Source organism: Dyadobacter sp. (assembly GCF_017744695.1).
Taxonomy (GTDB): domain Bacteria; phylum Bacteroidota; class Bacteroidia; order Cytophagales; family Spirosomataceae; genus Dyadobacter.
In genome coordinates this window covers 77,541-96,263 of record NZ_JAGIAS010000008.1, presented here as the reverse complement: position 1 = coordinate 96,263, position 18,723 = coordinate 77,541, and the positions used below count along the sequence as shown (strand labels likewise).

Sequence of the window (18,723 nt, the reverse complement as noted above, 5' to 3'; positions counted from 1 at the left end):
CGCGGCATAGTTCGCCACGCTTTCTGTCAATGTATTTAAACGTTTAAACAGGCTGCTATCAAAAAGTCAGTCTGTCGAGTGTCATCTGCTTTTTCAGGTTACCCAAAGCACCAAAAACCAGGTTATAAACCGACTGTATATTTATTTTCATCAAATCTGCGATCTCGTGATTGTTCAGGTTCATGTAGAATTTGAGGAAGATAGCCTCACGCTGGCGGCGTGGCAGGCCGTTGATGGCCACATTCAGGTGCTGGTTGGTCGATTCGAATTCTTCTTCCGAAATCAGGTGGTTCTCGTGGGAGGGGGTGTTGATATGCCAGTATTCAACCGGGATATCTTCGTTGCTGGTATGCTTTTGCTGTGCATTCAAATGGCGGACCAATTTGCGTTTGATGGAGGCCATCAGGTAAAAGCGGACCGAAGTGGTGTCACCGAGCGTCATGCGGTTTCTCCATAATTCTACAAACAAATCGTGGATACAATCCTTGATAAGAGGCTTGTCGATCGTGAATTGCGAACAGTACTGGTAAAGAATGTGAACGTAAGAGCGGTAGAGGCATGCGTAGGCATTTTCATCGCCTTTTCTGAACTGATCCCAAAAGCATAGTTCTTCTTCTTGCTTGTAGCGTAGGTGAGCCATTGTTTGGAAAGGATTTGGAATTGGGGTTAGGAATGATTGTGAATAATGTCATTATTACACTTGTAAATATATTTATAAAAAAACATATTTTAAAAATATTTTCATCATAAAATTATATTTCAAAGGTTAATGATACTATTTCCCGAAAATCGCTGCTTTTTACACACTTAGCGCGGTAAACTTGAAGTTTTCTCCGTCAAAAAGGCCTTTATCGCTCAGTTTCAGGGATGGTATCACCAGTAACGCCATGAATGACAGCGACATAAACGGCGATTTCAGTGTGGATCCGAGCGTTTCCTTTACAAAACGGTCGATGGTTGTGTAACTTTCGGCTACTTCATACCCGTCCTGATCGGTCATTAATCCGGCGATCGGGAGTTTCAGCAAATACTCTTCACCAGCACCCACGGCCGATACGCCGCCCTTCGCCCCGATGATCAGGTTCACCGCCTGCGCGATGCTTTCATCGTCACATCCTATGCTTATTATATTGTGCGAATCATGTGCGACCGATGATGCTAATGCCCCTTGCTTCAAACCAAAATTGCGGATGAACGCAATGGCCGGCGGACCCGGCGAATAGCGGTTCACGACGACTACCTTCAATACGTCTTTTTCAAGATCGGGGACTATTGCGCCGCCGACAATTTTTGCTTGCGTTATCCACTCATTTGTAACCAATTGACCGTCCAAAGCCTCGATCACCCTGATTCGTGTTTCGGAATTATTTGCAGGGTATCTGAATTCCGCAGGAGTCTTCGGTTTACATTCAAAATGGTTGGGATGTTCGCTGCGCAGATCGGGTATAAGTGAGAAGCCATTCTGTGCCACAAGCTCGCCATCGATCCATGTTTCGAGGATATTAAATGCTTCGGGATTGTCGATTACAATAAAATCGGCGGGGTCGCCTTCGCGGAGCAAGCCGGCATTCAAACTGTAATGCGTCACCGGGTTAATACAAGCCGCTTGCAATACATTCCAGAGGTCGTACCCGAGCGCGAGGGCCCGTTTGACGAGTACATTAATATGCCCTTCAACGAGATTATCGGGATGCTTGTCATCGGAACAGAACATAATGCGGTCGGGAAACTCGGCGATAAGGGGGATCAGTGCGTCGAAATTCCTTGCGGCACTTCCTTCACGGATCAGGATATTGACCCCATAATCAATCTTCTCGCGCGCCTCCGCGTAGGTGAAACATTCATGATCGGTACTGATGCCGTAACTCGCGTATCGCTTCGCCGCCTCGCCGCGCAGACCGGGTGCGTGGCCATCTATTACCTTATTATAATGTTTCGCCCAGTTGATTTTCGCCATCATGTCCGGGTCCTCAGTTAATACTCCCGGAAAATTCATCACTTCCGCCAGGTAACCAATATCGCCGTTCGCCAGCAACGCACCGACCTGTTCCGCGTCTACGATTGCTCCGGCGGTCTCAAAAACCGTAGCAGGGACACATGACGGCGCTCCGAAACAGAACTTAAAGGGTACGCGCTTACCGTCTTCAATCATGAATTGTACGCCGTCCACGCCCAATACGTTCGCGATTTCGTGAGGGTCGGACACGGTCGCGATCGTCCCGTGTACCACAGCCAGCCTTGCAAATTGTGCGGGTGTAAGCATGGAGCTCTCTACATGTACGTGCGCGTCGGTGAAGCCGGGCAATGCATAAGATAGGGTCCTGTTCTCCGGACCGGTGAAGTCAATTTTGGAAATATGCTTGTCGGAAATGTGGATCTCGGCTTCCCGGATGGTTTTTTCGAAGATATTGATCAGGTTGACTTTCATAAGGTTGTGTTAAATGCTGGCAAATGGCCTGAAATGGGAATCTTGCGGAATTCCTTCTGGTATTGCATCGGGCTCTTGCCGGTATGGAGTTTGAAATATTTGTTGAAGTTGGCAAAGTTGTTGAAACCGCTTTCGAAGCAAACCTGCGCTACGGGAATCCGGCTTTCGGAAAGCAACTTGCACGCATGGCCGATGCGGAGTTCGAGCAGAAACTGCGAATAGGTTTTGCGGCTGCGGCTTTTGAAATACCGGCAAAACGAATGTGGACTGATGTTGGCCACCTCGGCGATTTCCTCAATCGAGATCTTTTTCTGGAAGTTCGAGATTGAATACTGATAAATATGGTTGATCCGGTCGGTATCGTATTGGTCGTACTCGTTTTGGTACTGTGTGTTCGAAAGCACGTTGATCTCCTCGCAATGGGCCAGGGTTTCGAGGATTTGCATCAATGAGATGATCGGGTTGCCGTTGGTTTGGTTAAGAAGCTCGTGTAAAAGCGTTTTCACTTTATCGGTGCCTTCGCCGAGTATCTTGATCCCGAGCCTGGCTTTCACGAGCAAATCGTGGATCGATTTGTTTTCGGGTAGTGCGAGGAAGTTTTTGCCAAAAATCTCTTCCGAAAAATGGACGACAGTGGCCTGTGCATAAAGCTGGCTGCCGCGCTGGAAGTACTTTTCGTCGCATCGCCAGTAATGTGGTAGATTGGGGCCGATCAGCAGCAGGTCGCCGCTCTGGAAACTGCGGATATTGTCGCCTACAAACTGTGTACCTGAGCCCTGTTCGATGTGAATGAGCTCTAATTCAGGGTGGTAGTGCCAGCGGTTGTAGAAATACAGTACCACGTCGCGCCGGATGCTGAACGATTTCTGTAAGCCCTTTGGAACTTTAAGTAGCTGCGGTTTCACAAATAATTACACGATTAAAACCGTAAAAGAGAAATATATGCCAATATAGTTGAAAAATTTGCTAATGTCTGAGTTCATTGTATTCAAATAATTCTGTTGTTTTGCTGATATATTCTATTTGGCATCATTGAAAACCAGAGGAATATACCAGATTACCATTCACCTGAACATTAATATGGCGTCCCAATTCCTGAAAGTTCACCCTTCCGACAATGTTATTGTGGCATTGCGCGACCAGCCTGCCGGCGCGGACGTGACGTACGAAGGGAGTCTCTACCATCTCCAATACGGCGTTTCGGCCAAGCACAAGTTTGTTACTGAGGATATCGAAACCGGCGGCGCCATCATTATGTATGGCGTGCTCGTAGGGCGTGCCACGCAGCCTATTAAAAAAGGAGAGCCGATCACGACATTCAACCTGAAACACGACGCGCACGATTACAGCACCGCGAATCGTAAACCGTATTCATACACCCAGCCGGACGTGAGCCATTGGCAAAGCCGGACTTTCAAAGGTTATCACCGGGAAGACGGCCGTGTAGGAACTTACAATTACTGGCTCGTAGTGCCATTGGTATTCTGCGAAAACCGTAATGTGCTGATCATGAAGGACGCGTTCGAGCGCGAACTCGGATACGCACAAACAGATATGTACCGTGACCAGGTGCGCGAGTTCCTGCATTTGTACCAGCAGGGCGATATGCGTACCATCAAAAACCTGGAAACTTTTGTAGATGCGCCTGTTGCCAAAAGGAAACCGGAACGACCGTTCAAAAATGTGGATGGCGTTAAGTTCCTCACGCATGAAGGCGGATGCGGTGGTACGCGTCTGGATGCAAATACGTTGTGTTCGCTGTTCGCTGCTTACGCCGTGCACCCCAATGTGGCGGGTATAACAGTACTTAGCCTGGGTTGCCAGAATTCGGAGCTGAAAACACTGGAAGACGAAATCCGTAAACGCGATCCGCATTTCAACAAGCCATTCTTTGCATTTGAGCACCAGAAGGGCACTGAGTACTCGCTTATGTCCGGTGCTATCAAGGAGACTTTCATGGGTTTAACCAAAATCAATGAATTCGAACGCTCGGACGCGCCACTTTCCAAACTTTCGGTAGGTCTGAAATGCGGTGGTTCGGATGGCTTCTCTGGCATTTCGGCCAACCCGGTACTGGGACACTTGTCTGACCTTGTTGTGGGATTGGGTGGCCAGACGCTTCTTGCAGAATTTCCTGAACTGAATGGGGTAGAGCAGGAGCTCCTTAACCGTTGTGTAACCGAAGAAAAAGCGGCCAAATTTGAAAAACTCATGCGCGACTACGCAGGCAAAGCCGAAGCCGTAGGTTCCGCGTTCGCATTCAACCCGTCGCCGGGTAATATCAAGGACGGTCTCATTACAGACGCTATCAAGTCTGCGGGAGCGGCTAAGAAAGGCGGTAATGCCTATGTTTCCGATGTTTTGAATTACACCGAAAGAGCGACGGAATCGGGCTTGCACCTCGTATGCACGCCGGGTAATGATGTGGAGGCAACCACGGGCCAAACCGCGGCAGGCGCCAACATTATCCTTTTCACCACCGGCCTCGGTACACCGACAGGGAACCCGATTTGCCCGGTTGCGAAAGTAGCGACCAATTCGGCCCTCGCCCAGCGCATGCCAGACGTGATCGACTTCGATTGCGGCCCGGTTGTAGACGGTACCCAGTCTATCGAGCAGAATGCAGAAGCATTGCTGGAATATGTGATCAAAGTAGCCAGCGGCGAGCTGACCAAGGCGCAACAATTGGGTCAGGATGATTTTATTCCGTGGAAAAGGGGCGTTTCGCTATAAAATCGCCCGTTCCAACTCCGCCGCCTTACTCCCTTCCGTCAGTTAAAACTGACGGTATTAGATAAAAAATTGGCTGGCGGGATCACTGAAATTGCAAAGCGAAATCTGTTGCCCGGGAATAAACCCGAATCCAGTTAAAACTGACGGTATTAGATAAAAAATTGGCTGGTGGGATCACTGAAATTGCAAAGCAAAATCTGTTGCCCAGGGATAAACCCGAATCCAGTTAAAACTGACGGTATTAGATAAAAAATTGGCTGGTGGGATCACTGAAATCGCAAAGCGAAATCTGTTGCCGGCGATAAACCCGAATCCAGTTAAAACTGACAGCATTGGATAGAAATTAACTGGCAGGGAATGACTAAACTCGCAAAGCGAAGCAAAGCAAAATCCATTGCCGGGGGTTTTAACCCCCGGATACAGATCAAAGGCAAAGCAAAAGAGAAGAAAAAGGAAAGCAAAAAAGCTATTTAAGGCTATTAAAGAAGCACAGTATGTTTAATCTAACAGGAAAAACAGCACTGGTGACCGGTGGGGCGAGCGGGATCGGATTGGCGATCTCCAAAACGTTCGCGAAACAGGGCGCTTATGTGCACATTCTGGAACTCAATATCGATCTGGCCAACCAGGTAGTGAATGAAATCACGGCGGAAGGCGGACAAGCTGAGGCACACGCACTGGACATCTCCAAACAGGCGGACGTCGTGAACACGATCAACGCCATCGCGGCGAAGCAACAAGTTAATATCCTGGTCAACAATGCGGGGATTGCGCATATCGGCAAAGCGGACAACACCGCTGAAATCGATTTTGACAGGGTGATTAATATCAATGTCAAAGGTGTTTACAACTGCCTGATGGCCACCATTCCGCACCTGAAAGCGAATGGCGGAGGGGTGATTTTGAACATGGCCTCCATTGCGGCAACAGTAGGAATACCCGATCGCTTTGCTTATTCTACTGCAAAAGGGGCGGTTTACTCGATGACATTGTCGGTAGCCCGCGATTACCTGGCCGATGGAATCCGTTGCAACAGTATCTCGCCGGCGCGCGTGCATACGCCGTTCGTGGATGGTTTTATTTCCAAAAACTATCCGGGTAAGGAGCAGGAAATGTTTGAAAAACTGTCCAAAACCCAGCCCATCGGCCGTATGGCGAAGCCGGAGGAAATCGGTGCACTGGCACTGTACCTGTGTTCGGATGAGGCAGGTTTCATCACCGGCTGCGACTATCTGATTGATGGTGGGTTTGAGAAATTAAATAATTAGCGGAAGGCTGTAAGCTATAAGTCCAGGCCCAGTTTACATCTTGGTAAAATTTAAAATACATTAACCATTAAGACGGCGGAATTCAATCGCTTAAAGCTTATAGCTTACGGCCTGCTACTTATAGCATTCTTCCGTCACAAATATCCCTTTTCATGAAACTCTTTCGATTTGGTGCATTTGAAAATGAAAAGCCGGGCGTAGAATTGGCCGACGGTACGAAGCTGGATGTTTCGGCATTTGGTGAAGATTATAATGAGAAATTCTTTGCGACCGACGGCATCGCGCGTTTGTCGGCCTGGCTGGAAACCAGTGCGGCCTCCGCGCCCAAAGTGGCGGAAGGGTTCCGTTATGGGTCCTGTGTGGCACGTCCTTCCAAGATCGTCTGCATTGGCATGAACTATGCCAAGCATGCTTACGAATCGGGCGCGACCGAACTGCCGAAAGAGCCGATCATTTTCTTCAAATCAACTACTGCATTATGCGGGCCATTTGATCAGGTGATTATCCCTAGAAATTCGGAGAAAACCGACTGGGAAGTTGAGCTAGCCGTGGTAATCGGTAAAAAAACGAGCTACGTGGACGAGGCGAATGCGCTGGACTACGTTGCAGGTTACGCTGTTCATAACGACTATTCGGAACGGGCGTTCCAAATGGAGCGTGGCGGACAATGGGTGAAGGGAAAAAGCAACGATACTTTCGCGCCGCTGGGCCCATACTTGGTCACTTCCGATGAAGTGGGTAATGCCAACGATCTCGACTTGTGGTTGAGCCTGAATGGTAAGAAGATCCAGGACAGCAACACTTCCGATATGATTTTCCAGATTCCTTTCCTGGTAAGCTACCTGAGCCAGTTCATGACGCTGCTTCCGGGAGATGTGATCACCACCGGAACGCCGGCAGGAGTAGGATTGGGCATGAAGCCGCCGGTTTATCTCAAACCAGGCGACGTGGTAGAATTGGGTATTGAAAAACTGGGCTCACAAAAACAGGAAGCGATTGCCTGGAAAGCGACGGTGTAAGGGATTCTGCGACGTTTGTGGTCATTCATTGTCAGGTGTAGTCAGGTAGTCAGGTATAGTGATTCGCTGTCAGGTGCATTTGATTTTTGATATTAGACAACACTTGACTAAAAATGACTACACTTGACAAAGAATGACCACACATGACAATACAATGACAACACCTGACTGCCAGTGACAACACCTGACCGTAACTGACCAAGTTACCAGCATAGTAAAGAAGTATATGACCATAGACGCGCACCAGCATTTCTGGATATTTGACGAGGATCGTGATTCATGGATCACGCCCGATATGGAGGTAATCCGGCGGAATTTTTTGCCGGAGGATCTGTGGCCGGTCCTGAAAACGAATAAAGTCGACGGTTGCGTGGCCGTGCAGGCTTCACAAACCGATTCGGAGACGGAATTTCTTCTGCATTTGGCCGAGGCCAATGATTTTGTGGCCGGTGTGGTAGGGTGGGTTGACCTTCGGGCGGCGAATTTGTATGATCAACTCGAAAGATACTCCCAGTTTGAAAAGCTGAAAGGTTTCAGGCACGTAGCTCAGGGACAACCCGAAGGTTTTCTGTTGCAACCGGAGTTTGTCAGGGGAGTAGGACAACTGGTCGCATTTGACTTTACCTACGACATCCTCATTTACCAGAATCAGCTGAAAGAAGCGTTCAATTTCGCGGTAAAGTTGCCGAATGTGCATTTTGTGTTGGATCACATTGCGAAGCCGCTTATCAAAGCGCAGGAATTACAGCCGTGGGCGGACGACATTCGCCGGCTTGCCGAACTGCCGAATGTGCATTGCAAGGTTTCCGGCTTGGTGACGGAAGCCAACTGGCAGCATTGGGAGAAAGCCGATTTTCGTCCGTATCTCGACGTGGTTTTCGAAGCGTTTGGAACGGAACGTATCATGTATGGCTCCGATTGGCCCGTATGCCTGGTCGCGGGCGAATACGAAGGCGCGAAAGGCATCTTGACCGATTACCTGAGCATGTTCTCCGATGACGAGGTACGGGATGTAATGGGAAACAACGCGAGAAGATTTTACAATCTCGATATTTAATTACTGATTATGAAAAGATATTGTCTTGCGGTGGATCTGGTGGATGACCCACAAATGATTGCGGAATACGAAGGTTATCATAAAAAGATCCAGCCTGAAATCCACAAGAGTATCACCAGCGCCGGCATTACGGTGATGGATATTTACCGCGTCGGAAACCGGTTGTTTATGATCATGGAAACCGAGGACGATTTTAGTTTTGAAACAAAAGCCCGGATGGATGCCGACAACCCGAAAGTACAGGAATGGGAGCAGCTCATGTGGAAATACCAACAAGCACTGCCCACGGCCAAACCCGGTGAAAAGTGGGTATTAATGGAACAAATATTTGCCCTCTGAGAATAAAGGTCGTAGTATGAACTAGCATTCGAACAGGTTGAGTAGACTATTTTACGCATTATCCATCCTTATTTTATCATTTGCATTGCTTTCGTCGCAGCCACGCCAGGCTGTGGAAGTGAAGTTGATGAGTTTCAACATCCGGCATGGGCTCAATGACCAGGAAGAGTCCAATCTAAGGGATATTTTAAGGATAATTAAAGAGAATGACCCGGATCTTGTGGCATTGCAGGCGGTCGACAGCCTGATGGATAAGGGAAAGGTGCAGTTCCAGCTCAGACAGATTGCCGCGCAGACGGGCATGTACTATGCGTACGCAGTGGCCGATACGAATGAGAATGGAACGCAGGGCGTGGGAATACTTTCCAACTGGCCGTTTGAAAAAACACAGGTGATCAACCTGCCGCGGACAGCGGGTGCCGACCCGAAAGTGCTGCAATGCGGATTGATCCGGCTGTCGAGGTCGGTTACGTTCCGGTTCTGCAACTCCCGGCTTGAGTATGCTTCGGTGATGGATCGTGCATTACAAGCTGCTTATATTAATCAAATGCTTGTCAACAGCGTCCAGCCTGTGCTTTTGGGGATGGACATGGGCGCAAGACCGAATGAACAGCCTTACTTTTCGTTCCGCAGAAACTGGCAGGACGCTGCCCGCGGGTCACAGATGCAGACCTGGAACGAAGGTTTACCGGGCGACCGGCTCGATTATATTTTTGCCTTGCTGAACAACAAGGTCCGTATCAAAAACTACAAGGTGATCCGAAATTATCCGGACGTTTCTGATCACTATCCTATTCAGGCCACCATTGAATTTTGGTAGAAAATGAATTACTCAAATTGGAAGATCGGATTATTTATTCCCTGCTATGTTGATCAGTTTTATCCGCAAGTAGGGATTGCAACGCTCGAATTGCTCGAGAAACTTGGCTGCACAGTTACATTTCCGCTGAATCAGACCTGCTGCGGCCAGCCGATGGCCAACTCCGGATTCGAACACCTCTCGCGCTCGTGTGACAATCTTTTTTATGATATTTTCAAAGATTGCGACTACGTAGTGTCGCCGTCAGGGAGCTGTGTACTGCATATCAAGGACCATTTGAAGGCCGATAACAAGGCCGACGAATCGAAAGTACTCAGAAAGAAAGTGTACGAACTGGTCGAATTTCTGACCGACGTTTTAAAAATAGACACGATTGAAGCGGAATTCCCGCATCGCGTCGGCCTGCACCAGGGTTGTCACGGGCAGCGCGGGTTGCATTTGTCTCAAATGTCGGAGCTGAATGCGGCGCCGTTTTCCAAACCGGTTTCGCTATTAAAACAAGTGAAGGGCATCGAGCTGATCGATCTTGACCGTACGGACGAATGTTGCGGTTTCGGGGGGACTTTCTGCGTGAGCGAAGAAGCGGTATCGGTGAAAATGGGTAAGGACCGCGTGGCCGACCATATCCGCCACAATGCCGAATACATTACCGGCTCGGATATGAGCTGCCTGATGCATTTGGGCGGCATTCTGAAACGCGGCAATTCCAATGTGCAGGTGAAGCACATCGCCGAGATCCTAAACTCGAGGATTAAAAAACCGGAGCCCATACATTGAGCCCCGGTTCATACAAAGTTTATGCGCGTTCCCGCGAGGGATGGAATCTGAGAAGCGCCCCGTTATTAGTTGATTGAAGAAACAACGCGGCTGGTTGTAGTCAAAATATCAAACGATTGTGCAGTCTTCTCTTTACCATCCGTGATTTCGAACGTGTAAGTTCCGTCCATCAAAGTTGATAAATCGAAGTATTTCAGGTAGTTGTTTTCAACTTTGCGGTTTTCTGAGAAAAGCACATTCTTCTCGTTGTCCAGAATACGCACAACTACATTCTTTGAAATTGGATTATTATAAGAAACGCGGAATTGCAATGGTTTAACCTGCAGAACCGTCAGCTTGGTAGAAGCATTTTCAGTTTTGTCTGCGGTAGCGAAGTTGTTCTGGGCATTTGCTGCAAATGCCGATCCTGATAGAAGCAAACCTGTGATGGCTGCAATAATAAGAGTGTTTTTGGTTTTCATAGGAGTTAATATTTAATGTCTAAAAAAAGTTAAACTGAACTTAGTTCAGACTCCGATGCCCCGATCGAAAAACTTTGTTGATTCAAAAGTATAAGATATTGCAATACAAGAAAATAGCATTTTTTCGATTTGTGAAAAGTTGTTTATTAAACAAACTCGAAACTTGAAATAATGCAATGGATGTGAAAACTACAAAGCTTATTCTTCTTTAAATACCATTATCTAATTGTTAAGGCAGCTATGTCCAAAACAGTAATGGAGCACGCGGACGCTTCCGAGGTGTTCAACAGAGACGAACCGTATGTAAACTGGCACGACGAAACCCTGTGGTTCGTCCGCCAGAAGCGCGATAAATCATCCAAACAACTGCCCGAATGGGAGCAGCTTCGCGAAGCCGCGTCGGGTATCAAGCATTACGTGCTTTCGCACCTCGACGAGCTACTGATTTCTTTTGAGCAAAAAGCAAATGAAAACGGTGTGCAGGTGCATTGGGCTGCCAATGCGGCTGAGCATAACGAAATTGTACTCGGCCTCTTGAAAAAACACAAGATCGATAAGATGGTGAAAAGCAAATCGATGCTCACGGAGGAATGTCACATGAACGAATTCCTCCAAAAGAACGGCATCGAAGTGATTGACACCGACCTGGGCGAGCGCATCGTGCAGCTTCGCAACGAGCCGCCAAGCCACATTGTGCTGCCGGCAATCCACTTGAAAAAGAAAGATATCGGCGATCTTTTTCATGAGCACCTGGGCACCGACGCCGGCGCGACCGACCCGCAATACCTCACCGAAGCTGCCCGCCAGCATTTACGGGATAAATTTCTTACACGCAGAGCTGCATTAACAGGCGTGAACTTTGCGGTGGCAGAAACAGGGGGATTTGTGGTCTCGACCAACGAGGGGAATGCGGATATGGGCGCGCATTTGGCCGATATTCACATTGCCTGCATGGGTTTTGAGAAGATTATCCCGAAACAGGAGCATTTGGGCGTATTCCTGCGCCTGCTCGCAAGAAGCGCTACCGGCCAGCCGATAACCACTTACAGCAGCCATTTTAAAAAGCCGCGGGAGGGGCAGGAAATGCATATTGTGATCGTTGATAACGGTCGCAGCACGCAGCTGGGAAGGAAAGATTTCCGGAATTCTCTGAAATGCATACGCTGCGGGGCGTGTATGAATACCTGCCCGGTTTACCGAAGGAGCGGCGGGCATAGCTACCATAATGCAGTGGCTGGGCCGATCGGTTCGATTTTGGCGCCGAATTTGGACATGACCAAGAATGCGGATTTGCCATTTGCGAGTACATTATGTGGCAGCTGCTCCAATGTATGCCCGGTGAAAATTGATATTCATGACCAGCTGTATAAATGGAGGCAGGTACTTGCGAAGGAAGGCCACGTGCATAAGAGCAAGGAAATCGGTATCCGAGCCATGTCGACTGTGCTGGCCGCGCCGCGGTTTTACCAATGGTCGGGCAGGCTGGGACGGACGGTGATGCGGGCGATGCCATTCATGGTCAATAATGCATTGAACCCCTGGTACAAACAACGCGACATGCCCGAACCGCCGAAAGAAAGCTTCCGCGATTGGTATGTTCGTAACAGAAAGAATTGATTATGAGCTCACGAGATAGAATTTTAAGCCAAATCAGGCAGAATAAACCAGAGGAAGTGGCATTACCGGCGATAGCTACTTTTGCCAGTAATTTTGAGAATACCGAAGACAAATTCCGGGAAATGCTCGCGGCGATCTATACCGAGGTGATCGTGGTAAAAAACCCGGAAGAACTCGCGGCGAAAGCAGAAGAGCTCTACACGGGCGTCGTCAACCGTGCTACCACCATTCCCGCATTGAGCGCCTGGGCGGATTTCAGCCTTAACGTTTCCGATCCGCACGAGCTGGAAACGGTGGAAATAGCCATTGTGCAAGCCGAGTTTGGTGTGGCTGAAAATGGGGCGGTCTGGATTTCGGACCAGTATTTGCCGCACCGGGTTTTACCTTTTATTACGCAAAACCTCGCGTTCGTGATCCCGCGCAATGCGCTTGTGGACAATATGCATGAGGCGTACGTGCGCTTGCAGGACACGCTCGGGTGGGGCTGTTTTATTGCAGGTCCGTCAAAAACTGCTGATATTGAGCAATCGCTGGTCATCGGCGCGCACGGAGCGCGCAGCATGGTGATCTTCCTGCTCGAAGGCGAGTAGTTTCGTATGGACCAACAGGTAACAATCAGACCGTTTACCAGAAATATTGCCGAAAGGATGGCGCTTCTGGCCAACAATAAGAACGTGGTAGCACAGGTGAGGGATAATTTCCCTTCACCTTACGCGCTCTCCGACGCTCATTACTGGATCGATTTCTGCAATGGGCGGCATAGCGGCGAGAGCTTTCACCGCGCGATCTATTATAAGGATGAATTTGTAGGAGGAATAGGCGTGGTACGTCAGGAAGACATTCACCGCAACAACGCCGAGATCGGTTACTGGCTCGGTGAACCTTATTGGGGGCTGAATATTATGACCGCCGCCGTTCTGCAAATGACCGACTGGATTTTTGCCAATACCACCGTCACACGGCTCTACGCGGGTGTTTTTGAAACCAATCCGGCATCGATGCGGGTGCTGGAAAAAGCCGGTTACAAATTGGAAGCTGTTCACCGCAAGGCCATTATTAAAAACGACCAGGTCCTGGACGAACATTTGTTTGTGAAGCTAGCCGGGGAATGAGCTTTAAAAATGTATTTTTACGCTCTGTAAAATTACACTTTCCGATATGCCCAAGATTATCGTTGCGATCGACGGTTATTCGAGTTGTGGTAAATCCACGACGGCGAAGCTGGTTGCCAAGCAATTGAATTACCCCTACATCGACACCGGCGCGATGTACAGGGCTGTTACCCTCTATTTTATCCAAAACCATATCAGTCTCACTAATCCGAAGGAAGTAGAAAACGCCCTGTCAAAGGTGCATATTTCGTTCCGCCGGCATCCCGAGCTGGGACGCAACGATACCTATCTGAACGGTCTGAATGTGGAAGATGAGATCCGGAAAATGTACGTTTCCGAAAGGGTGAGCGAAGTGAGCGCGATCGCCGAAGTACGGCACGCACTGGTAGCTCAGCAGCAGCGAATGGGGAAGACCAAGGGCATTGTCATGGACGGCCGGGATATCGGTACTGTGGTATTTCCGCAGGCCGAACTTAAAATTTTCATGACGGCCGATCCGCAGATCCGCGCGCACCGCCGCCAGCTGGAACTGATGGAAAAAGGCGAGATCGTGGATCTGGCGGAAATCCTGGAAAACCTCAAAACGCGCGATTATATTGATACTACACGCACCGAAAGCCCGCTTCGGCAGGCTGAGGACGCCATTTACATTGATAACTCGTTTATGACGCTCGACGAACAGGTGGAAGTGGTAGTGCGCCTCGCCGATGAGCAAATCGGGTTATCACTCAGACGCCGCGCCGCGGATAATGCCTGATATGCCCTCATTCGACTACGATTACCTTATCATAGGCCAGGGGATAGGCGGTACGTCCGTAGCCTGGCATCTGCACGGTCTGGGAAAGAGCTTCCAAATTGTCGGAGACGCTTCAATGCCTTCTTCGTCGCGGGTTGCAGCCGGGATTTTTAACCCGCTAACCGGCAAAAAGCTGGTCAAAACCTGGCTGGCCGATGATCTTTTTCCCTATGCCAGAACTTTTTACGGAGACCTTGAAGAAAAACTGGGCCGTAAGCTTATGCACCTTATCCCGATTTACCGGCCTTTCCGTTCCATCGAGGAGCAAAATACCTACCTCGCACAGACAGCAGACCCCGGTATTAGTCCTTATATAGCCAATACCCCGGATCCCAGAACCGAAATACCCTATGTACATGCGGACTTTGGCGGTTTGGAAGTGGTGCAATCAGGCTGGATTGACCTGCCTGCCTTGCTGGACGCCAGCCGGGCGTACTTTCAGTCGAATGGATTATATGTAGAGGGGGCATTTGACCAGGCTGATCTGGCACGGTCGGAGGAAGGTATTGAATGGAAAGGTAAGCGATTCAAGACCGTCATTTTTTGCCAGGGTTTTTTTGCTTTGGAAAACAGCCTTTTCAACTGGCTGCCGTTCACTCCCGTAAAAGGACAAATGCTGGAAATCGCCACAGACGTTTCGCTGAAACCATACATCATAAACCAGGGGATATTCGCATTGCCGCTCGCGGAAAATAGGATGAAAGTAGGAGCTACCTACTCCTGGAACCCGCTCGACTGGGAGGTCACAGAGGCCGCGACAGAGGAACTGGAAGCCAAATTGCAGGGCCTGCTAAGCACCGGTTACACATTAATCGGCGCTCGGGCAGGTATACGGCCATCCGTGCGTGACCGTCGTCCCCTGATCGGTATTCACCCGGAGTTTTCTAATGTGTCTATTTTCAACGGGTTAGGTACAAAGGGTGTTACACTTGCTCCTTTTCTGGCGAAAGAGTTTTGTAACCACCTGATTTACGGCAAAGAATTGAACCCGCTAGTGAATATAAAAAGGTATTTTTCGTTATATTTCCGTTGAAGACAGCCTAAGCAATATGAGCAGAAGATATATTTACACATTAACCTTTTCGATCGGTCTTTTAGCGGTTTTTGGATTATTTACAGAATCAGTAGCACAGCGCTATCCTTCACAGGAGACTTTTGGAAAGAACCGGGTCCAGTACAAGAAGTTTAACTGGAAGATTTTCCGGACCACCAACTTCGAAATCTATCACTATCAGGGCGGAACTAATCTTGCCAGGCTGACGGCGCAATACGCAGAAAGCGAATTTGACAAAATTACCGATGTTCTCGGCTGGACGCCTTATAACCGCGTAAAAATATTCCTCTACAACTCGCCCGCTGAGCTTGAACAAAGCAACATGGGCCTTTCGGTGTTGGATAACCTTTCGGACCAGAAACTCAATCTCTCGCAATCGCGCGTGGAGGTGGCTTATACGGGCGACCAGATTGGGTTTCGTAAAAAACTCGTGCGGGATATCAGCCTTCTTTTCGTGTATGACATGCTGTATGGCGGTAATATGAAGGAGGCATTGCAAAGCTCGCTGCTGCTCACATTGCCGGAGTGGTTCATGTCCGGAACGGCCGCTTATATTGCCGAAGGCTGGTCGCCGGAGTTGAACGATTACATGCGTGATTTTTTCAAAAACCGTAACATCCGTAAACCCACGCTCATGACGGGCGACGATGCGACGCTGATCGGACATTCGATCTGGAATTACATCGCCGAGCGTTACGGAAAAGATAAGATCTCCGACATTCTGAACCTCACCCGCATTATTCGTACCGAGCAGACCAGTATTACCAGTACGCTGGGCGTGCAGTCCTACAATCGTTTCCTGCGCGACTGGCGGGCTTATTACCTGAACCAGACCAAGAATGCAGAGCAATTCTATTCAGATCCCAAACCGACCTGGAAGTACAAGCTCAACGAGTTCAATGTGACTGATGCCAGCGCGGTGATCAAAGTCTCTCCGGACAAGAAATTCACGGCAGTGAGCGAGATCAAAAACGGACGCTATCGGGTGTATTTGTTTGATAGTGAATCTGGTTCCAAAAAGGTGGTACGCCAGGGTAAACTGGATATCATCGGTGGCCGCATGAAAACACAGCCGCCGCTTTTGGGATGGTCGAGAAACAATGTGCTGACCATTCTTGCGAACGAGAATGACAAGAAGAACCTTTACATGTATGAAAATGTAGGGACCAAGAAGATCAGGATCAAAACAAAAAGGAATATCCGCGGGCTGGATCAGGTCGTGGACATGGATGTGTCGCACGATGGTTCGATGCTCGCCGTGAGCGCGGACAAGGCCGGTCAGAACGACATTTTCCTGATTAGCGTAGCCAGGGCTTCTGCATTGCCGCTTACCAATGATCTGTACGACGACCTTTCACCCCGTTTTATCCAGGGATCTTCGCGTCGCGTTGTTTTCTCTTCCAACAGGCCGGTTGATTCGTTGGGAAGGGGAGATAAAGGAAACTTCAAATCCATTGCGCCTTCTTATACGCTTTTTGAACACGACGGGACCCCACGGTCAGAAAACGTCATTAAGCTGGTGGAATCGGAAGGAAAGGCCAAGATAACGCCGGTTTATGCCGATGAGAACGATGTAGTTTACCTTTCCAATGGAAAAGGTGTCAATAACCTTTTCAAATACAACCGCGCTTCACAAACCAGCTCACAGCTGACCAACTATATTCAGAATATCCGCAATGCCGATGTGAACCTGAAAGCACCGGGCGGAGCGTTGGCTTATACGTATTTGAATGACGGCTACTACACTGCTGCGTTTAAGAACGGATTTGATATCAATGCGACGGTCAATCCGCCGTCGTTGAGCGTGGCCAGCGCCGGAAGTCCGGGCAATGGAGCGGCTAATGCGGTGAAAGCGGATTCTACCGCCAAAGCAGCACAGCTTGACCAGCCTAAAAAGCTGGCTTTGAAAGAAGGTGAGGTGGATACTGACAACTACGAGTTTGATGAAGACGTTCTGAAGGCATTTGAATCGAGAAGAAATCGCGGAAGCTTTCCTACGACACCGGGCGTAGCCTCGCGCACGAAGGCGGTTCGTGAAAATATCGCGATCAAAGGGCCGTACAATTATAAAGGCTTGTTCATCACCAATGACGCAAGTTCCGACTGGCGCATTGATCCTATTCGTGGATTTGGCTATGCGCAATCGATCTCGATGAACGACCTGCTCGAAAACCACGTGATCAAGGCGGGCCTTTTCATTTCGTCCAACTTCCGGAACAGCGATTTGTTTGCCGAGTATAATAACAATACCTACCGCGTCGACTTCGGCTTGCGTGTTGACAGAAAGACATTGTACAACGATTCGGAGGGGCTGATCCAGAAATACCGGTTCAACCAACTGATGTTTACCGCCTCTTATCCTTTCTCGACCACGAGCCGTTTGTCGGTATCGCCGATGTTCACGTCTACGAGAATGATCGACGTGCTGCTGCCTAATCCGGACCTGTCTTCGAATTACGGAGGTGTGCGCAGCGAATTTGTATTCGATAACACGCGCGTAAATGGTATGAATATGATGGAAGGGACGCGTTTCAAGCTCCGTTACGATCTGTATCAAGGGTTGAGCAATGCAAATGAGAGTTTCAATCGCGTAAGCCTGGACTTCCGTCACTACCAGAAAATCCACCGCGACCTGATCCTCGCAGTGCGTGCGGCCGCGAGCCATTCAGGTGGCCGTGCGCCTAAACAGAATATCCTCGGTGGTATGGAAAACTGGCTCGGTAACCGCAAGGAAAATCGTACGGGAGATAACCCGCTGAACTTCCAGCGCGATAACCGCGATATTTTCTTTGCTGATTTTGCAACTAATCTGCGCGGTTTCAAGCTCAACAGGCTGTCGGGTACAAGTTATATGTTGCTTAATGCCGAATTGAGGATCCCATTGGTGAAATACCTCTACCGGGGTGCCATTACGTCGAGCTTCCTGCGTAACTTCCAGATTGTCGGCTTCGGCGATATTGGTACTGCCTGGACCGGCAAGGGGCCTTTCAGCGAGAACAACAGTTTGAATACCCAGATTATCGGGGATGAAAACGAAACATTCCGGGCGACGGTGACCAACTACAAAAACCCTTACCTGATGGGCTACGGCGCCGGTGTGAGGACGACATTGTTCGGATTCTATGCCAAATTTGATTACGCCTGGGGAGTTGACAACGGTTACACCAATAAGCCAATCCCTTACGTAACACTGGGTTACGATTTTTGACCTGATTTAACAGTAAAAAAGTAATATTCAAGAG

The 18,723-nt window shown here is 49.0% G+C and carries 17 protein-coding genes; 13 read left to right on the top strand and 4 right to left on the bottom strand.

Annotation, left to right across the window (positions count from 1 at the left end):
• Nucleotides 1-58: 58 nt before the first annotated feature.
• From J7619_RS25615 to J7619_RS25605, 3 genes are all read right to left on the bottom strand, one after another.
• A complete protein-coding gene (locus tag J7619_RS25615; RefSeq protein WP_015815162.1) occupies nucleotides 59-640 on the bottom strand; it encodes an RNA polymerase sigma factor in 582 nt (193 codons plus the stop codon).
• 159 nt (nucleotides 641-799) lie between these two features.
• The gene (gene ade / locus J7619_RS25610) at nucleotides 800-2,428 is read right to left on the bottom strand and encodes an adenine deaminase (RefSeq protein WP_291205653.1); all 1,629 of its coding nucleotides are present in this window, start codon (nucleotides 2,426-2,428) and stop codon (nucleotides 800-802) included.
• Nucleotides 2,425-3,333 (bottom strand): AraC family transcriptional regulator, encoded by a 909-nt coding sequence (locus J7619_RS25605; protein WP_291205649.1) that lies wholly within the window; start codon nucleotides 3,331-3,333, stop codon nucleotides 2,425-2,427. The genes ade and J7619_RS25605 overlap by 4 nt, the downstream gene beginning before the upstream one ends.
• Before the next feature lie 175 nt (nucleotides 3,334-3,508).
• Between J7619_RS25605 and J7619_RS25600 the strand changes: the two genes are divergently transcribed.
• From J7619_RS25600 to J7619_RS25570, 7 genes are all read left to right on the top strand, one after another.
• Nucleotides 3,509-5,161, top strand: a complete 1,653-nt coding sequence (locus J7619_RS25600) for a UxaA family hydrolase (protein ID WP_291206314.1) — start codon at nucleotides 3,509-3,511, stop codon at nucleotides 5,159-5,161.
• 494 nt (nucleotides 5,162-5,655) lie between these two features.
• Nucleotides 5,656-6,429: an SDR family NAD(P)-dependent oxidoreductase gene (locus J7619_RS25595; RefSeq protein ID WP_291205647.1), complete on the top strand. Its 774-nt coding sequence runs from the start codon at nucleotides 5,656-5,658 to the stop codon at nucleotides 6,427-6,429.
• A 152-nt stretch (nucleotides 6,430-6,581) separates the two neighbouring features.
• Nucleotides 6,582-7,448 carry a fumarylacetoacetate hydrolase family protein gene (locus J7619_RS25590; protein WP_291205644.1) on the top strand — a complete coding sequence of 289 codons (867 nt, stop codon included), beginning with the start codon at nucleotides 6,582-6,584 and terminating at the stop codon, nucleotides 7,446-7,448.
• A gap of 226 nt (nucleotides 7,449-7,674) precedes the next feature.
• Nucleotides 7,675-8,505: an amidohydrolase gene (locus J7619_RS25585; protein WP_291205642.1), complete on the top strand. Its 831-nt coding sequence runs from the start codon at nucleotides 7,675-7,677 to the stop codon at nucleotides 8,503-8,505.
• 9 nt (nucleotides 8,506-8,514) lie between these two features.
• Complete coding sequence (locus J7619_RS25580) at nucleotides 8,515-8,844, top strand: L-rhamnose mutarotase (RefSeq protein WP_291205639.1); 330 nt, start codon at nucleotides 8,515-8,517, stop codon at nucleotides 8,842-8,844.
• 37 nt (nucleotides 8,845-8,881) lie between these two features.
• Nucleotides 8,882-9,664, top strand: coding sequence for an endonuclease/exonuclease/phosphatase family protein (locus J7619_RS25575; protein WP_291205636.1), 783 nt, complete (start codon nucleotides 8,882-8,884; stop codon nucleotides 9,662-9,664).
• 3 nt (nucleotides 9,665-9,667) lie between these two features.
• Nucleotides 9,668-10,441, top strand: coding sequence for a (Fe-S)-binding protein (locus J7619_RS25570; protein WP_291205633.1), 774 nt, complete (start codon nucleotides 9,668-9,670; stop codon nucleotides 10,439-10,441).
• Between the two features lie 65 nt (nucleotides 10,442-10,506).
• On the opposite strand, the gene J7619_RS25565 is transcribed toward J7619_RS25570, so the two are convergent.
• Nucleotides 10,507-10,902 carry a hypothetical protein gene (locus J7619_RS25565; protein WP_291205631.1) on the bottom strand — a complete coding sequence of 132 codons (396 nt, stop codon included), beginning with the start codon at nucleotides 10,900-10,902 and terminating at the stop codon, nucleotides 10,507-10,509.
• 240 nt (nucleotides 10,903-11,142) lie between these two features.
• On the opposite strand from J7619_RS25565, the gene J7619_RS25560 reads away from it, so the two are divergent.
• From J7619_RS25560 to J7619_RS25535, 6 genes are read left to right on the top strand one after another with little or no spacing between them, the layout of a single operon-like run.
• Nucleotides 11,143-12,519, top strand: a complete 1,377-nt coding sequence (locus tag J7619_RS25560) for a lactate utilization protein B (protein ID WP_291205628.1) — start codon at nucleotides 11,143-11,145, stop codon at nucleotides 12,517-12,519.
• Between the two features lie 2 nt (nucleotides 12,520-12,521).
• Nucleotides 12,522-13,109, top strand: coding sequence for an LUD domain-containing protein (locus J7619_RS25555; protein WP_291205624.1), 588 nt, complete (start codon nucleotides 12,522-12,524; stop codon nucleotides 13,107-13,109).
• Nucleotides 13,110-13,115: 6 nt separating this feature from the next.
• A complete protein-coding gene (locus tag J7619_RS25550) occupies nucleotides 13,116-13,631 on the top strand; it encodes a GNAT family N-acetyltransferase (protein ID WP_291205621.1) in 516 nt (171 codons plus the stop codon).
• Between the two features lie 46 nt (nucleotides 13,632-13,677).
• On the top strand, nucleotides 13,678-14,388 hold the full coding sequence (gene cmk, locus J7619_RS25545; RefSeq protein WP_291205618.1) for a (d)CMP kinase: 711 nt from the start codon (nucleotides 13,678-13,680) through the stop codon (nucleotides 14,386-14,388).
• Nucleotide 14,389: 1 nt separating this feature from the next.
• Nucleotides 14,390-15,460 (top strand): FAD-binding oxidoreductase, encoded by a 1,071-nt coding sequence (locus J7619_RS25540; RefSeq protein WP_291205615.1) that lies wholly within the window; start codon nucleotides 14,390-14,392, stop codon nucleotides 15,458-15,460.
• Nucleotides 15,461-15,476: 16 nt separating this feature from the next.
• A complete protein-coding gene (locus J7619_RS25535; RefSeq protein ID WP_291205612.1) occupies nucleotides 15,477-18,689 on the top strand; it encodes a hypothetical protein in 3,213 nt (1,070 codons plus the stop codon).
• Nucleotides 18,690-18,723 lie beyond the last annotated feature (34 nt).

Coding starts and splice junctions, on each gene's coding strand:
- J7619_RS25580 (WP_291205639.1), top strand. CDS start 8,515: ATGAAAAGATATTGTCTTGCGGTGGATCTGGTGGATGACCCACAAATG.
- cmk (WP_291205618.1), top strand. CDS start 13,678: ATGCCCAAGATTATCGTTGCGATCGACGGTTATTCGAGTTGTGGTAAA.
- J7619_RS25595 (WP_291205647.1), top strand. CDS start 5,656: ATGTTTAATCTAACAGGAAAAACAGCACTGGTGACCGGTGGGGCGAGC.
- J7619_RS25615 (WP_015815162.1), bottom strand. CDS start 640: ATGGCTCACCTACGCTACAAGCAAGAAGAAGAACTATGCTTTTGGGAT.
- J7619_RS25565 (WP_291205631.1), bottom strand. CDS start 10,902: ATGAAAACCAAAAACACTCTTATTATTGCAGCCATCACAGGTTTGCTT.
- ade (WP_291205653.1), bottom strand. CDS start 2,428: ATGAAAGTCAACCTGATCAATATCTTCGAAAAAACCATCCGGGAAGCC.
- J7619_RS25570 (WP_291205633.1), top strand. CDS start 9,668: ATGAATTACTCAAATTGGAAGATCGGATTATTTATTCCCTGCTATGTT.
- J7619_RS25540 (WP_291205615.1), top strand. CDS start 14,390: ATGCCCTCATTCGACTACGATTACCTTATCATAGGCCAGGGGATAGGC.
- J7619_RS25560 (WP_291205628.1), top strand. CDS start 11,143: ATGTCCAAAACAGTAATGGAGCACGCGGACGCTTCCGAGGTGTTCAAC.
- J7619_RS25555 (WP_291205624.1), top strand. CDS start 12,522: ATGAGCTCACGAGATAGAATTTTAAGCCAAATCAGGCAGAATAAACCA.
- J7619_RS25585 (WP_291205642.1), top strand. CDS start 7,675: ATGACCATAGACGCGCACCAGCATTTCTGGATATTTGACGAGGATCGT.
- J7619_RS25590 (WP_291205644.1), top strand. CDS start 6,582: ATGAAACTCTTTCGATTTGGTGCATTTGAAAATGAAAAGCCGGGCGTA.
- J7619_RS25535 (WP_291205612.1), top strand. CDS start 15,477: ATGAGCAGAAGATATATTTACACATTAACCTTTTCGATCGGTCTTTTA.
- J7619_RS25600 (WP_291206314.1), top strand. CDS start 3,509: ATGGCGTCCCAATTCCTGAAAGTTCACCCTTCCGACAATGTTATTGTG.
- J7619_RS25550 (WP_291205621.1), top strand. CDS start 13,116: ATGGACCAACAGGTAACAATCAGACCGTTTACCAGAAATATTGCCGAA.